This window comes from Paenibacillus sp. FSL H8-0168, assembly GCF_038592955.1.
GTDB classification, from domain to species: Bacteria; Bacillota; Bacilli; order Paenibacillales; family Paenibacillaceae; genus Paenibacillus; species Paenibacillus polymyxa_B.
Genome location: NZ_CP151948.1, coordinates 1,536,256 through 1,550,419, shown reverse-complemented (window position 1 = coordinate 1,550,419; position 14,164 = coordinate 1,536,256). Strand labels below are relative to the sequence as shown.

Below are 14,164 nucleotides of genomic sequence, written 5' to 3'. Positions count from 1 at the left end.
TCGTCCTTTTTTAAATACAAAATAATAGCTATTACTCAACTTGATCTGTACAAGCGAGAGATTGTTCACTATGATAGGGGAAGAAACCACTAATTTAAAATAACAGCATAGATTTAACATTTTTTTCTTATTGTAAGCGCAATCAATTGATTCTACGTATGATTTTGTTATGGAAGACAAAGGAGGAATTTGTATGCAAGGCGGTATTGGCGGTAAAAACATCATTTTACGATTGGAGATTTCCACCGGGCACATCCAATTTGGTCAATTGATTACGCTGGTAAACGAACATGGCGGAGATGTGATTGCCATTGACGTCATTAGCACCTCTGAGAAGGTCACCGTGAGGGATATTACGGTGACCATTGCCGATCCAGCAGAAATCGACCGTATGATTGCCCGAATTAAAAAAACACAAGGTGTTAAGGTATTATCCATCTCTGATCGCACCTTCCTGTTACACCTCGGGGGCAAAATTGAAATGCAGCCCAAAGTCCCAATTCAAAACCGCGATGATTTATCCCGGGTATATACCCCCGATGTGGCACGCGTATGTATGGCGATTCACGAGGAACCGGACAAAGCTTTCCGTTTGACGATCAAGCGCAACACGGTCGCTGTCGTCTCTGACGGAAGCGCTGTCCTCGGGCTAGGTAACATCGGTCCCTATGCAGCCATGCCGGTTATGGAAGGCAAAGCCATGCTGTTCAAGCAGCTCGGCTCCGTCGATGCCTTTCCAATCTGTCTGGATACGCAGGACACCGAAGAGATCATTAAGGCCATTAAGCAAATGGCCCCAGCTTTTGGTGGTATTAATCTGGAGGATATTTCATCGCCACGATGCTTTGAGATTGAGCAGCGGTTACGTAAAGAGCTGGACATACCTGTTTTTCATGACGATCAGCACGGCACAGCTGTCGTTTTATACGCAGGGCTGATCAATGCGCTCAAAGTTGTCGGCAAAGCCCTGTCTGACGTCAAAATTGTCGTCTGTGGTATCGGGGCTGCGGGTGTGGCTTGCACCAAAATTTTGCTATCTGCAGGGGCTGTCAACATCATTGGCGTAGACCGCCATGGGGCTCTTACAGCTGATGAAACATACGAGCATCCGATGTGGAACTGGTATGCACAGCATACCAACCCTGAACGGCTGTCGGGCACGCTGTCCGAGGTTCTGAAGGACGCTGACGTGTTTATCGGTCTGTCGGCAGGTGGAATACTGCAACGAGAAGACGTGAAACGTATGAAAGAAGCCCCGGTGCTGTTCACTATGGCTAACCCGGTTCCTGAAATTGCGCCAGAGGACGTCGAGGACATTGCAGGTGTCATCGCCACCGGACGTTCGGACTATCCCAACCAAATTAACAATGTACTTTGTTTCCCTGGCATCTTTCGAGCAGCGCTCGACTGCCGTGCCCGTGAAATCAACGAAGAGATGAAGCTGGCGGCCGCAGAGGCCATCGCAGGCACGATCCGTCCTGAAGAACTAAACAAGTTGTATATTATCCCAGGTGTATTTAACGAGAGTGCGGTTCAACGGGTACGTGAAAAGGTGATCCAAGCCGCGATTGCGAGCGGTACAGCCAGAAGAGTGCCTCGGGATTTCAGATAAAAGAAAAGGATTGCTCCCCTAAATGCGGGTGCAATCCTTTTTGCTATCGAGAGATCAAGCTGCATATCCGTTATCTTTACAGCGGTTATGACCTCCATTTAGAGAACAATTGACTGGCACGCTGAGCAAACTCCTCCAAATTAAAGTTGGAGTTATCCAGCTTGTAGTACCATTTTTTAATCGTATCCAAAATCCATGAGGGAACCTTAACCTCCGAGATACCGGAATAAAACGTATGATATGCCCACACCAAATGCTCCCAGCGCTTGTCATCGCCTTCCTTCACGTATTCCGACACGTCCAATACCTTGGCACGCCCGTCTTGCATAAGTACATTCTTGAGGTGAATATCACGGGGATTCAGCCCCTTGGACCGGACAAATTCCCTCGCCTTTTCCACATCCAGAATGACCTGCTCTGGCACAGGAATTCCTTGCAGCAAACAATCCAGCAGCGTAATACCGGATTCATAACTTATGACAATATACTTGTCGCCTTTTCCGTAATAATGAGGAAAAAAGTCAGACCCTCGCAAACGCTCATATACGTCGGCCTCCGCATCTTTTTTCTCGATCGCCATGTCTGAGTACACCTTGAACGCGTAGCCTGGCAACGTATCGATCGTAAATACGGCCGCATCAGTCCCGATGCCAATACAGCGGACGTCTTGAGTGGCTGTTTTAATGGTAACCGGATCATTATCCTCCGTACTGTATACGGTCACTTGACTTATGATGTCTTCTGCCTGCCTCCATTGTTCTACCATGCGCGATCCCCTCCTTCTCTGTTCTAAACCTTTACCAATGAAGTTAGTTCTATAACAGATAAATAGTATTACGGGTTATCTTTTGGAATGGCTTCAAAATAGGTTGATTCTTTTAAAAAATACGGTATGTACCGTGTCTAACGAGCGTCCGGCAGCAGCAACCTTCTTAACTCTGCATAGCTTGCTGCTGTTTTATAGTCCCCCAGCACATCAGTTTCCGGGGGAGCATTCCTGTGATTGAACCAGATCACCTGCCAATTTGCAGCTATAGCTCCCGCCACGTCATTACGCCAGGAATCCCCAATGTAGCAGCAATGCTCTGCTAACGTTCCTGTCCGCTCATTCACTACTTCGAAGATGCGCGGATCAGGCTTGGCATAGCCAACGGTCCCAGATACAAAGATATGCTCTGCTGCAACATGATTTTCCAACGCCATCGCCTTGATCTTGCTCATCTGGTGTTCTTCAAGACCGTTTGTAATTAATCCAACCAAAAAGCCAGCCGAGCTCAAATCATTTATTAACGAGGTAGCCCCCTCAAAAGGCTCAATTCGGTACTGACGATCCAAGTATTCTTGTTGAACATGTACTGCCTGCTCACGGGTAATTTCTATCCCGAATTCTTGTAAAGCCAGAATGAAACGGCCTTCCCTCATCTCATCCAGTTCATCCGGCCCTGCCTTCCCCTCCAATAGTCCTCCTTTAGCCGACAGTACATCGCTGTAATAGCGAATACGATGGTAGGCTTTCTCATAAGGAAAACGCTCACTCAATCCTAATACTGTACGCAATGCATCGCGTGTAGGGTGCAAATGATCGTACATCGTATCATCTACATCAAAAAAAACAGCCTTCTTTTGCAAGTTCATATGCCCACTTCTTTCTGTTAAATCTTCGGATGACGCTCCTTTTCACCTTGTCCTGATATTATACCCGTTGGCCTGTTACGTTGCACCTTGTCCTTCACACCGCGCATCCTGCAATCACACTTCACGGTTGCTAACATACACTGAAAAGACCGCATTTTCGCAAACCCACTTTACTTCTCTACCGAGCTAACATAGGTATCTTGTCCTGCTTTGCCCGAAAGCGTTTTATTTGACAACACACGGGTAAAAGGTCACATTTTTGAAAATATTCGTCATACAGGTTTACATTTCGTGTAAAATCACGTACCTTTTAGGGATGAACGCTTTAATGGATGTATTGGATAAGGGAGGCATACACGATGGATTCCGGTTCTAACCTAGCCTATGGATCAGCTACACCTTTGATTGAGGCACTTATAGAATTTGAAAAGGAGCTCGAAGCGAACCGGCATTCTCTGAGTTTTGATTTGGGATTGATTATGGAGCAGGGCCGCGCGCCACGATATATGGCTACACCACCAGATGTTATTCCTTTTGCCCACGCAGGAGTGGACGGAATACATTATGGCTTTTTAACGGATTTTGGTCTTGAAAAGGACCTATCACAGGCCCCTATCGTATGCGTATCTCCCGTCGATTGGACGGGTGTATGGGTGGTTGCCCGTCATTTGCAGGATTTTTTAAGCGTTGTTTATACAGAGAACAGTTCATTAAAACGATACTACGCCAGCGGAGACGACTATTCTGGACATGCAGGTCAGCGACTGCCTCAGCTTGTAGATGAACGCACCGCGTTTGTACGCGAATGCTTTCGGGAACGATTTGGTATCGAACCGATTCAGGATATGGCTGCCTATATCGACAGCTTGCGAGCAGAACGGAAGCACAATGAAGCAGCTCCTACGCTGAACGGCTTGGGCATTCAGGTATCTTCTTCCGCGAAGCATATCTCTTCTATGGAAAGTACCCTCTTGACCGTAACGGAGCCTTTCCTTTGGGAACAACAAGGCGAAGCTGTACGTGAATTGTTCTATAACGGTTCGCGTGAAGCCAGACTGGCCTTTATTCGGGATGCCCAGACACGGCATCTGTTCACCCATTCTGCCCTTCGTGCTTTTGTAGCTGGACAGCTTAAGTTGATGGGCCTATCTGAGGCCGCAACATATCTGGAAGAGTCCTACTATACCGTTATTCCCGATATGATAGAATCTTGACGAAAACTTCGATTCCCCCTAACATAACCGCCTCTGAAAAGGCGGCTTTTTGTGCTACAATAAATGAAAATAATAGGGTCGAACGGCCCGGTACGAATGAAAGAGAGCGAGTATGAATAATCATTCCTATCCTACTCCTGAAATCATTGAAGTTTGTCTGTTGGCGGGCAAACTGATGATGCAAAATGGAGCCGAAACCTATCGTGTTGAAGACACGATGTCCCGCATTGCTTCAGCCTATGGCATATCCCAGTCCCATAGCTATGTAACACCAACTGGGATTTTTTTTGCCATTAATGATTCGGAGCCTGCCAAGCTCATCCGCATCGTAGAGCGGACCACCGATTTGCACAAGGTGACAGAGGTCAATTCCATTTCACGTAAAATCAGCACAGGTGATTTGTCTCCCCGCGCTGCCGTAAAGGAGCTTGCGGAGATTGAGCGTGGCCCCCTCCGCTATTCCAACCGTGTACAGCTGATGGCTGCTGCGTTGGCCAGCGGTTGCTTTATGATTATGTTTGGTGGTGTCTGGCGAGACTTCCCCGCAGCTGTGTTATGCGGCGGTATCGGATTTGCAGCCGTACAGTATTTTCACAGGCTCGTTAAGGTCAAGTTTTTCTCAGAGTTTTCTGCATCTTTTCTAATCGGCTTGCTGGCGGCTCTGTTAACGATAGTAGGCTGGGGACAGATGATGGATAAAATTATAATTGGCTCCGTCATGCCACTGGTTCCAGGCTTGTTAATTACAAATGCCATTCGTGATTTAATGTCCGGGCACCTTGTTTCGGGTCTTTCCAAGGGAGCCGATGCTTGCCTGACGTCTTTCGGCATTGGAGCTGGCGTTGCGGTTATCATTTCTTATATGTGATTCGGAGGAGATTCAAGTCTATGCTTGCACAATTATTCACAAGCTTTATTGCCACCGCTGGTTTCGGCATACTTTTCCACGCCCCCCGGCGCTCGCTGCTGCAATGTGGTTTTGTTGGTATGCTAGGTTGGCTGGTCTATTATTCAACCACGGACAGCATGGGACCTGTGAGCGCCAGCCTTTTGGCAACGATCCTCATCGGCATCGTCAGTCAAGGCTTTGCGCGGCTGTACAAAATGCCTGTGATTATTTTCAGTGTGGCAGGCATGATTCCGCTCGTTCCAGGGGGAATGGCCTATAATGCCATGCGCCAGTTCGTACAACAACATTATCCTCAGGCACTGGAGCTGGCCATGAGCACGCTGATGATCGCAGGAGCTATTGCTGTCGGTTTGGTGCTGTCTGAGGTGCTTAATCAAATTTTTCACAACATACGTTTTAGACCTCAGCGTTAAAAGCGATGAAAATAGCAAAATAAAAGAGGCTGCTCCCAAAATCATCCGCAGTGTATGAGACGATTTTGGAAACAGCCTTTTTCTGTACACATTACAAAAAATATTTAACTGTCATAAGCTATTATTCATCCACTCGCTTGCCCAATATCGCCAAATCTCGCTCTATGCTGTCCAGCACAGCTACACGCGGATAGTACCCCCATTGCTCAAAACCAAACTTCCGCAGCAGCCCAATACTTGGCTCATTATGACCAAAAACAAATCCCAACAACGTTGTAATCCCCAGTCTCGGACATTCATTTAGCAAATGCTGTACCAGTCGACTTCCTGTTCCGGTTCCACGAGAATCCTCATGGACGTAAATGCTAATTTCTGCTGTACCGTTATAAGCTGGACGCCCATAAAAGGACTGAAGGCTGGCCCAACCGACAATTGTTCCCTTTTGTTTTAATACCCATAAAGGCCGGTGGTTTTCCTGATGAGCCTCAAACCATGGAATGCGGCTCTCCACTGTCACTGGTTCCAAATCTGCCGTGACCATTCGTCCTGCAATCGTAGAATTATAAATATCCACAATATCGGGAAGATCCTCTTTGCACGCAAATTCAATGGAAAAAGATTGGTCCTTATTCATAATTCGTATCCGCCTCCTATGGTGTGATTTATTTATTGTACAAGACAAGCGCCCGATCAGCCATATCGAGTTGTTTTGCGGATTAGTCCCAAAGGGTTTTATAATAGAGCTTGAAGATAAGGAAAAATAAAAACGGGGAAAGCGATTTAACACGATGAGACGGGAGGTATGTTTCGGAGTCAAGGATTCTGAAGCAGCTTAATATGAATATTGGAACTCAACTCTTGATTTTGGAAATACCTATGGAATCTTTTTTTGGAAAAACGACTATTTATCCTGTACTGCTCAAGGACGAGGATGGACTTACACTGATTGACACGGGAATGCTCGGCCAATTGGAGCCATTACGCAAGGCTATCTCAGATGTGGGTGAGGATATCAGCCGCGTGAAAAGAATTATTTTAACACATCAGGATATTGACCATATCGGAAATGTTCATGCACTGCTGGATCTGCTGCCGAATACTGCCCTGTTAGCCCATAAGGCTGACGTTCCTTACATGACAGGAGAGCGACCGTTTGTGAAGCTGACGTCGGAACGGATTAAACAAATGGATACTGTGCTCAAGCAGCAAGCAGAGGATATGATTCGCCGCCTGCCAGATTTGCGCTTTGCTCATATTCTTGAGGACGGTGAGCATCTGCCTTATGGTGGGGGCATACAGATTATTCATACACCCGGTCACACGCCCGGTCATATTAGCTTGTATGTGCCCGCACAAAAGCTGCTGTTGGCAGCAGATGAACTGCTGGTAGTCGAAGGTGAACTGGTCGGTCCCGCTGAGTCGGCTACGCCGGATATGCCATTGGCTCTGAAGAGCCTCGAAAAGCTGACGGTATTGGATGTTGAAAAGGTAATCTGCTACCATGGCGGCTACTATGATCAGAACGTACAAGCACGTCTGCAAACATTAAGTCAGGCAAGAGAGTAAGCCATTCAAAGCTATAAATTATGATGTAATAAGAGCTATAATGAATACATGGACAGAAAGGAATGAGACACTATGAATGATAAAATTACAAGATTATATGATGAACTAAAATCACAATCTTGGGATGGCCTGCTTGTGACCGATCCCAAACATATTTACTACCTGACGGGCTTTGCCAGTGATCCGCATGAGCGTTTTCTTGGTCTCGTGCTGCTTCGAGACCAAGAACCAGAACTGATCGTACCCGCTCTGGATGCAGAAGCCGCCCAAGCTGCTTCTTCTGTGACTCGTATATCCACCCACACCGATACGGACAATCCATATGATCTGTTGCGTCAACGTACAGGCACCGGAGTGAAAACATTCGCGCTGGAAAAGGAGCACGTCTCCGTCCTCCGTTATGAACAGTTACATACTGCTATTGGCGCGGCTCAATATGTGGATCTGGGTCCTGTGCTTCAAGAAATGCGTGTGAGAAAAACTCCTGTGGAAGTACAACGTCTGAAACATGCAGCTCGTTTGGTGGAAGATGCTCTTCGCCACGGCCTCACCCATGTGCGCGAAGGAGTGACGGAAGTCGAGCTGGTGGCAGAAATCGAATACCAGATGAAGAAGATCGGCGCAGATGGCCCGTCCTTTGACACAACAGTGCTGTCTGGACCCAAAACAGCCTTGCCTCATGGTGTTCCAGGCACCCGCAAGCTACAGCATGGCGATCTGCTCATGTTTGATATGGGCGTATACTCCGATGGCTATGCTTCGGATATTACACGTACTTTTGCTTTTGGAAAGCTATCTGCTGAGCTGGAAACGATTTATAATACGGTTCTTCGCTCGAACGAAGCGGGAATTGCTGCCATTCGCCCGGGAGTTTCCTGCGCATCCGTAGATCAGGCAGCACGGGCTGTTGTTGAAGCCGCTGGATATGGTCCTGCCTTTAACCATCGAGTTGGACACGGCCTTGGCATGAGTGTTCACGAATATCCATCTGTACACGGAGGCAATAGTGATCTGCTTCATGAAGGCTTCGTGTTCACAATCGAACCCGGCATCTATGTGCCAGGCCTCGGCGGTGTGCGGATTGAAGATGACGTTCTGGTCACCTCTGATGGTGTTGAAGTGCTTACCTCTTTTCCAAAAGAACTGACAGTGCTCGGATAAACCCATCGCTATTCATTATATTGGTATGTAAAAAAGGATGAAAAAAAGGAGGGGCAACCCCAAGCCATCATGGCTTGAGGGTTTGCCCCTCCTCTTCTATAAAGCGGAAATTGCGTGCGATGTACAAAATGGGTGTACCCGCCGCGGTCAGTACAAATTTTAAAATGTAGGTGGTGAATAATATCTCGAGCCATATCCCCCACGCATAACCGTAAAAGGCAATAGTACAGAAAATGAGCGTATCTATAAACGAGCTGATCATCGTGCTGCCATTGCCGCGAATCCAGAGCTGATGACGTTCCGGGAAGAACTTGCGAATCCAGGCGTACAGACGCACGTCCAGCAATTGACTGACCGCGTAGGCTGTCAAACTGGCAAGCGCAAGCCTTGGCAACAATCCGAACAGCTGTTGCATCGGTGTCTGGGCAAAATCCGTTGCAGTAGGCTGAAACTGCAGCACCATTTGCATCGTTATCGTCGTCATAATCAGAGTGAAAAAGCCGAACCACACAGCTTTACGCGCTTCTTTAGGCCCATATTTTTCATTCAGTAAGTCGCTGGCCATATACATAGAAACATACATCGTATTTCCCAATGTCGTGGTAATGCCGACCAGATCAATCGTTTTGGTTACCTGAATGTTGGCCAGTACAGTAGCAACACCAATCCAGGCGTACAGCCCTTTTTTACCGAACAACCGAAAACATAACAAAAAGAACATAAAATTGACGAGGACAAAAGCTGCCCCCCATAACAGATTAAACATGAAATCCTCCTAGTTTTGATAGCGCGGGATGGTTGCGAACCGCGGTTCATCCGAAGCAAGCCGGAAAAACATTATTTTAATGTATCATAGATTAGGATTTGTGAACAGCCATAATTTACACTGCCCTAAACTCAATACAAAGAGCCGACCTTATGGCCGGCTCTTTGTACAGCGTACATACAGTACGTGTGTTATATAGGCTACAGATGTGATATGAGACTGATCGTACACCCTTCATTTATCATTACTTAAGAGTGTGCCGTTGCATCCAAATCCATACCATGATTATTGAATACGTCTTGATCGTTCTCCTTGAGCACCTTGCCTGAAATGAGACCTGCAGTAATAGAATCATTGACATTTAACGCTGTGCGTCCCATATCAATCAACGGTTCGACTGAGATGAGCAATCCTGCCAATGCCACTGGAAGATTCATGGTAGAAAGCACGATCAGGGAAGCGAAAGTGGCACCACCGCCTACACCCGCCACGCCGAACGAGCTGACCGTAACGACCAGAATCAGCGTGAGGATAAAATCCCAGCTCGTTGGATCAATACCCACGGTTGGAGCAATCATAACCGCCAGCATTGCCGGATAAATACCAGCACAGCCGTTTTGCCCAATAGTCGCTCCCAAGGTCGCAGACAGATTCGCGATGCCGTCGGACACACCAAGCTTTTTCGTTTGTGTTTCAACATTTAACGGAATGGTCGCCGCACTGGAACGAGAAGTAAAAGCAAAAACCAGTGTAGGCAATACCTTTTTCACATACGTCACCGGATTATAGCCGAACAAGGCCAGCAAAATAAGATGAATGATAAACATGACCAACAGAGCCACATAAGAAGCGAGCACAAACTTGATTAGCTTCAAAATTTCATCTGGATTGGTCGTAGCTACTACTTTAGTGATCAGTGCTAAAATGCCGTAAGGAGTCAATCTCAGCACCAGCGTTACAATTCGCATCACTACAGCGTACACTGCATCAATCACTTTACGGAAGGTTTGCGCCTGTTCCGGTTTTTTACGATCCAATCCGAGTACAGCCACCCCGATAAAGGCCGAGAAAATAACCACCGCCAGCGTCGACGTACGACGTGCTCCCGTCATATCCTCAAAAGGATTTGAAGGAATAAATTCCAGCACCTGCTGTGGAATGGTCATGTCCTGAACTGTTCCAAGGCGCTCTTCCATCTTCAAGCCCTGTGCTTGTTCCTTTTCCCCACCTTGAATCTCAATTGCCTTTAGGTCAAACGACAGGCTGGTTACAATACTAACTGAAGCAGCAATTGCCGTTGTAATCAGTAGTACTGCAATAATGGACACGCTGATTTTGCCAAGGTTCTGTCTTCCCTTCAAATTCATAATAGCCGAAATAATCGACACCATGATAAGCGGAATAACGACCATTTGCAGCAAACGGACATAACCGTTACCTGCGAGGTTGAACCAATCAACCGATTTTGTAATGACCTCTGAGCCTGCACCATAAGCATATTGTAGAATAGCCCCGTAGATTAGTCCGAAGCCAAGTCCGGCAAATACCCTTTTTGTAAAGGAGATGTGCTTTTTCTGCATCCAGACCAATACGCCTAGCAGCAAAAGCAGCACGATTACATTTAAAATAATAAAGAAGGTATCCATGTATTATTTCCTCCAAACTTATACTTAATATGTTTTATAAGGTGATCCTTCAATCCGAAGATTACTATATCACAAAACCAACTATTTTTGTAGGTTTTATTACAATAAAATAGTTAAGCAACTTCCACTTTGGGTTTTATTGAAAATGCCAAACAGCAAGCCTTCATCTTTCGAAGGCTTGCTGTTTTTTGTCCTGAACACAACGACATGTATTCAACTTAGGCGTAAAATTTTTATCAGCCGTTAGACGATCACTGTGTATAACAGTTCCTGTTCCTTAACCACTTTATGCTGATTATCAGCGGACTTCAACTCGCTAAACTGAGCTACATTCGTAACAATAACAGGCGTTATCGTTTCGTAACCAGCCTTGCGGATTTCCACCAGATCAAACTCCAGCACGAGGTCTCCTACCTTCACGCGATCTCCTGCTTTAAGATGAGGCGTAAAATGAAGTCCTTTTAGTTTAACCGTATCCATCCCAACATGAATGAGCATTTCAAGTCCTGAATCACTCACCAATCCAACAGCATGCCCACTTTTGGAAATGGAGAACACTGTGCCATCCACTGGGGAAACAACCCGGCCTTCGGATGGTTCAATAGCCCAACCTCTACCCATGATTTCTTGAGAAAATGCAGGGTCATTGACTTCACTGAGCGGCTTAACTTCACCCATAATCGGGCTGTATACCGGGATTTTCTCACCTTTCGGCAGTGAGGACACAGCAGATTGTGCTATTTCATCAGTAGAGATGTCTCCGGCAGCGTCTGTTGTTGCTTGTGGTGCTTCTTCATTCTTTTCATCTGTAAAGCCGATCAAATAGGTAACAATCGCAGCAACTACAAATGCAATAATCAGACCAAGGATTGCGTACAAGAAAGTCGGTCCAATAAACATCGCCAGTCCAGGCACACCAACAAGTCCACCCATAACATACGCTTTTGTGCCAAACAAGCTCATAAAGCCCCCGCCGACAGCTCCGCCGATCAACGCAGCAGTAAATGGTTTTTTAAACCGCATATTCACACCATACATTGCAGGCTCAGTTACACCCATAATAGCTGTCAAGCTCGTAGAGAAAGCCACTGTTTTGACTTTGGCATTTTTTGATTTTAAGAATACACCCAGTGCAGCACCAGCCTGTGCCAAGTTGGCTGCTCCCATAATTGGAATCATGTAGTCAAAGCCCAACGTTGCAATCGATCCAATCATAATAGGAACCAACGCGTAGTGCATACCTGTCATAATGATCAGGGAGAAGGTACCGCCTAGCAGCAGACCTGCAAGTGCACCTGTATTTTCAAACAACCAAGAGATACCACCTGACAGGCCATTACCAATAATGGAGCCGAGCGGCCCTACAGCAACCAAAGTCAAAGGTACAATAATCAATAGAGTCAACGTCGGAACAACGAGCAATTTCAGTGATGCATGTGTATACTTATCAATGAATTTTTCAACATAAGATGCCAGCCAGACCGCAATAACGATTGGAATAACGGTCGAAGAATACGTGGCCGCTGTCACCGGAAGACCAATAAAGCTAACCTTCACGTTAGATGCCAGTAAAGCTGTAATCGTCGGGTGTAAAATGGAAGCCCCAATCGCCGCACCAATAAACATATTACTGCCCAGTTTTCTAGCAGCACTCACGGCCAGAATAATAGGCAAGAAGTAGAACGCACCGTCACCTATTGCGGCTAAAATCGTATAGGTTTGGCTCTTATCGGACATCCAGTTCATGGCCACTAAAAGAGCAATGATCCCTTTGATCATACCTGCACCGGTGATCGCTGGCAAAATCGGTGTAAACATTCCCGCAATAAAGTCGAACAGTTTGCTGATCGGGTTTTGTTTTTTCTTCGATGCAGTGCTTGCTCCTGAGTCACTTTGCGGAGCCTTGGACATATTGCTCACCAACGATTTGTACACGTTAGCTACATCATTACCGATAATAACCTGAAACTGGCCGCCACTCTCCATGACTCCCATGACGCCATCCGTTTTTTGCAACTGCTCTTTCTGAGCTTTCTTATCATCATGAAGGTTGAATCGCAAGCGGGTCATGCAGTGAATGACCTGCTCTACGTTTTCTTCACCACCAACTAGTGTAAGTATCTCTTTGGATAATTGATTTCGATCCATGAGGTATTCCTCTTTTCTTTTAAGGTATAAAATAAAATGCGCAAATGGGCAATAAAAAAACCTGAATACAGAAAGCAGACAGCTTTATAAAAAGCCAATCTTCTTTCAGCATTCAGGTTTTGCCTTCTGGTTTAGAAGTAGCAATCCTAAATCCCTGATCATACATGAAATCATTGATTTTTAATGATACGCTCGATATGAATGGTGAGATACAACATCTCATCCTGGGACAAGCTTCGACCATAGATTTTAGTGGTATAATCTCTTATTTTTTCCGCGCAGGCGTAAGCATTCTTATACTGAACCTTAACCATATCATGAAGGGAATTATCTGTATTTTGTACAGGGGTCCCATTCATTACCCGTTGAGCAAAAAATTTGAGATGTGTAATAAAGCGGTAATAGCTTAACGACTCTTCATCCAGATCCATTACAAAAAAGCGACTTACAATATTTATGATATCCTTGACAATGTTAGTCAGGGTTATCGTTTCGCGCATTTCGCTATTAAGCTGTGCATTCACCAAATGTAAGGCGATAAATGCTCCTTCATCATCTGGAAGTGTAACTCCCAGCTTGTCCTGAATCATGTGCAATGCTTTGGTCCCAATCGTGAATTCCTTACGGTACATTCGCTTGATTTCCCAGTAAAGTGCATTTTTGATATCCATACCCAAGCGATAACGCTCTATGGCAAAATGGATATGATCCGTCAGCGAAATATAGATGCTGTCATGCAACTCTACACCAAGTATCGTTTTGGCATATTGGATGATTTCATCAGAAATTTCAACATATTCAATGGGGATATCAGACATCAGGGTCATGAGTTTGCGGGAAACCTCGGTACTTTCAAGTTTGAAAATTTTCTCGATTTTCTCTTCTTCAATCTCATCGCCTGTGTTTTTTTTAAAAGCAATTCCTCTTCCCATAATGACTAATTCTTTCTGCTGTTCATCAATGACCGTTACGACGTTATTATTCAGCACCTTTGCTATCTTCATTCCATCACCTTAAGCCGCTTGGAGTAGTAAAAAAAGGCAATACCAAAACTGACACATAGTGCCTGCTTATGGTTTTGCCCGATACGCTC

The 14,164-nt window shown here is 45.8% G+C and carries 13 protein-coding genes; 6 read left to right on the top strand and 7 right to left on the bottom strand.

What is annotated here, in order from left to right:
• Nucleotides 1–193 precede the first annotated feature (193 nt).
• On the top strand, nt 194–1,612 hold the full coding sequence (locus MHI21_RS07145; protein ID WP_341161973.1) for an NAD-dependent malic enzyme: 1,419 nt from the start codon (nt 194–196) through the stop codon (nt 1,610–1,612).
• 85 nt (nt 1,613–1,697) lie between these two features.
• Here MHI21_RS07145 and MHI21_RS07140 read toward each other — a convergent pair whose 3' ends face one another.
• Entirely contained in the window at nt 1,698–2,378 is a 681-nt protein-coding gene (locus tag MHI21_RS07140) for a hypothetical protein (protein ID WP_061829075.1), read from the bottom strand.
• A 137-nt stretch (nt 2,379–2,515) separates the two neighbouring features.
• Nucleotides 2,516–3,247 carry an HAD family hydrolase gene (locus tag MHI21_RS07135; RefSeq protein WP_342419709.1) on the bottom strand — a complete coding sequence of 244 codons (732 nt, stop codon included), beginning with the start codon at nt 3,245–3,247 and terminating at the stop codon, nt 2,516–2,518.
• Between the two features lie 359 nt (nt 3,248–3,606).
• On the opposite strand from MHI21_RS07135, the gene MHI21_RS07130 reads away from it, so the two are divergent.
• From MHI21_RS07130 to MHI21_RS07120, 3 genes are all read left to right on the top strand, one after another.
• Complete coding sequence (locus MHI21_RS07130; RefSeq protein ID WP_342419708.1) at nt 3,607–4,461, top strand: hypothetical protein; 855 nt, start codon at nt 3,607–3,609, stop codon at nt 4,459–4,461.
• Nucleotides 4,462–4,573: 112 nt separating this feature from the next.
• Nucleotides 4,574–5,329: a threonine/serine exporter family protein gene (locus tag MHI21_RS07125; RefSeq protein ID WP_061829072.1), complete on the top strand. Its 756-nt coding sequence runs from the start codon at nt 4,574–4,576 to the stop codon at nt 5,327–5,329.
• A gap of 20 nt (nt 5,330–5,349) precedes the next feature.
• Nucleotides 5,350–5,784 (top strand): threonine/serine exporter family protein, encoded by a 435-nt coding sequence (locus MHI21_RS07120; protein ID WP_103047615.1) that lies wholly within the window; start codon nt 5,350–5,352, stop codon nt 5,782–5,784.
• Nucleotides 5,785–5,905: 121 nt separating this feature from the next.
• On the opposite strand, the gene MHI21_RS07115 is transcribed toward MHI21_RS07120, so the two are convergent.
• Nucleotides 5,906–6,418 (bottom strand): N-acetyltransferase family protein, encoded by a 513-nt coding sequence (locus MHI21_RS07115; protein ID WP_342419707.1) that lies wholly within the window; start codon nt 6,416–6,418, stop codon nt 5,906–5,908.
• 203 nt (nt 6,419–6,621) lie between these two features.
• Here MHI21_RS07115 and MHI21_RS07110 point away from each other — a divergent pair, with 203 nt between their 5' ends.
• Nucleotides 6,622–7,350: an MBL fold metallo-hydrolase gene (locus MHI21_RS07110; RefSeq protein WP_342419706.1), complete on the top strand. Its 729-nt coding sequence runs from the start codon at nt 6,622–6,624 to the stop codon at nt 7,348–7,350.
• Nucleotides 7,351–7,422: 72 nt separating this feature from the next.
• Entirely contained in the window at nt 7,423–8,511 is a 1,089-nt protein-coding gene (locus MHI21_RS07105; protein WP_342419705.1) for a Xaa-Pro peptidase family protein, read from the top strand.
• A gap of 67 nt (nt 8,512–8,578) precedes the next feature.
• Here the strand turns inward: MHI21_RS07105 and MHI21_RS07100 are convergent, their stop codons facing one another.
• From MHI21_RS07100 to MHI21_RS07085, 4 genes are all read right to left on the bottom strand, one after another.
• Complete coding sequence (locus MHI21_RS07100; RefSeq protein ID WP_069291426.1) at nt 8,579–9,277, bottom strand: queuosine precursor transporter; 699 nt, start codon at nt 9,275–9,277, stop codon at nt 8,579–8,581.
• Nucleotides 9,278–9,525: 248 nt separating this feature from the next.
• On the bottom strand, nt 9,526–10,923 hold the full coding sequence (locus MHI21_RS07095) for an L-cystine transporter (RefSeq protein ID WP_061829066.1): 1,398 nt from the start codon (nt 10,921–10,923) through the stop codon (nt 9,526–9,528).
• A gap of 243 nt (nt 10,924–11,166) precedes the next feature.
• Nucleotides 11,167–13,071 carry a beta-glucoside-specific PTS transporter subunit IIABC gene (locus MHI21_RS07090; protein ID WP_341161979.1) on the bottom strand — a complete coding sequence of 635 codons (1,905 nt, stop codon included), beginning with the start codon at nt 13,069–13,071 and terminating at the stop codon, nt 11,167–11,169.
• A gap of 170 nt (nt 13,072–13,241) precedes the next feature.
• Entirely contained in the window at nt 13,242–14,075 is an 834-nt protein-coding gene (locus tag MHI21_RS07085) for a PRD domain-containing protein (protein ID WP_023987656.1), read from the bottom strand.
• Nucleotides 14,076–14,164: the final 89 nt, after the last annotated feature.

What these genes read in the sequence shown, in the direction of transcription:
- MHI21_RS07145 (WP_341161973.1), top strand. Translation starts at nt 194, where the DNA reads ATGCAAGGCGGTATTGGCGGTAAAAACATCATTTTACGATTGGAGATT.
- MHI21_RS07140 (WP_061829075.1), bottom strand. Translation starts at nt 2,378, where the DNA reads ATGGTAGAACAATGGAGGCAGGCAGAAGACATCATAAGTCAAGTGACC.
- MHI21_RS07135 (WP_342419709.1), bottom strand. Translation starts at nt 3,247, where the DNA reads ATGAACTTGCAAAAGAAGGCTGTTTTTTTTGATGTAGATGATACGATG.
- MHI21_RS07130 (WP_342419708.1), top strand. Translation starts at nt 3,607, where the DNA reads ATGGATTCCGGTTCTAACCTAGCCTATGGATCAGCTACACCTTTGATT.
- MHI21_RS07125 (WP_061829072.1), top strand. Translation starts at nt 4,574, where the DNA reads ATGAATAATCATTCCTATCCTACTCCTGAAATCATTGAAGTTTGTCTG.
- MHI21_RS07120 (WP_103047615.1), top strand. Translation starts at nt 5,350, where the DNA reads ATGCTTGCACAATTATTCACAAGCTTTATTGCCACCGCTGGTTTCGGC.
- MHI21_RS07115 (WP_342419707.1), bottom strand. Translation starts at nt 6,418, where the DNA reads ATGAATAAGGACCAATCTTTTTCCATTGAATTTGCGTGCAAAGAGGAT.
- MHI21_RS07110 (WP_342419706.1), top strand. Translation starts at nt 6,622, where the DNA reads ATGAATATTGGAACTCAACTCTTGATTTTGGAAATACCTATGGAATCT.
- MHI21_RS07105 (WP_342419705.1), top strand. Translation starts at nt 7,423, where the DNA reads ATGAATGATAAAATTACAAGATTATATGATGAACTAAAATCACAATCT.
- MHI21_RS07100 (WP_069291426.1), bottom strand. Translation starts at nt 9,277, where the DNA reads ATGTTTAATCTGTTATGGGGGGCAGCTTTTGTCCTCGTCAATTTTATG.
- MHI21_RS07095 (WP_061829066.1), bottom strand. Translation starts at nt 10,923, where the DNA reads ATGGATACCTTCTTTATTATTTTAAATGTAATCGTGCTGCTTTTGCTG.
- MHI21_RS07090 (WP_341161979.1), bottom strand. Translation starts at nt 13,071, where the DNA reads ATGGATCGAAATCAATTATCCAAAGAGATACTTACACTAGTTGGTGGT.
- MHI21_RS07085 (WP_023987656.1), bottom strand. Translation starts at nt 14,075, where the DNA reads ATGAAGATAGCAAAGGTGCTGAATAATAACGTCGTAACGGTCATTGAT.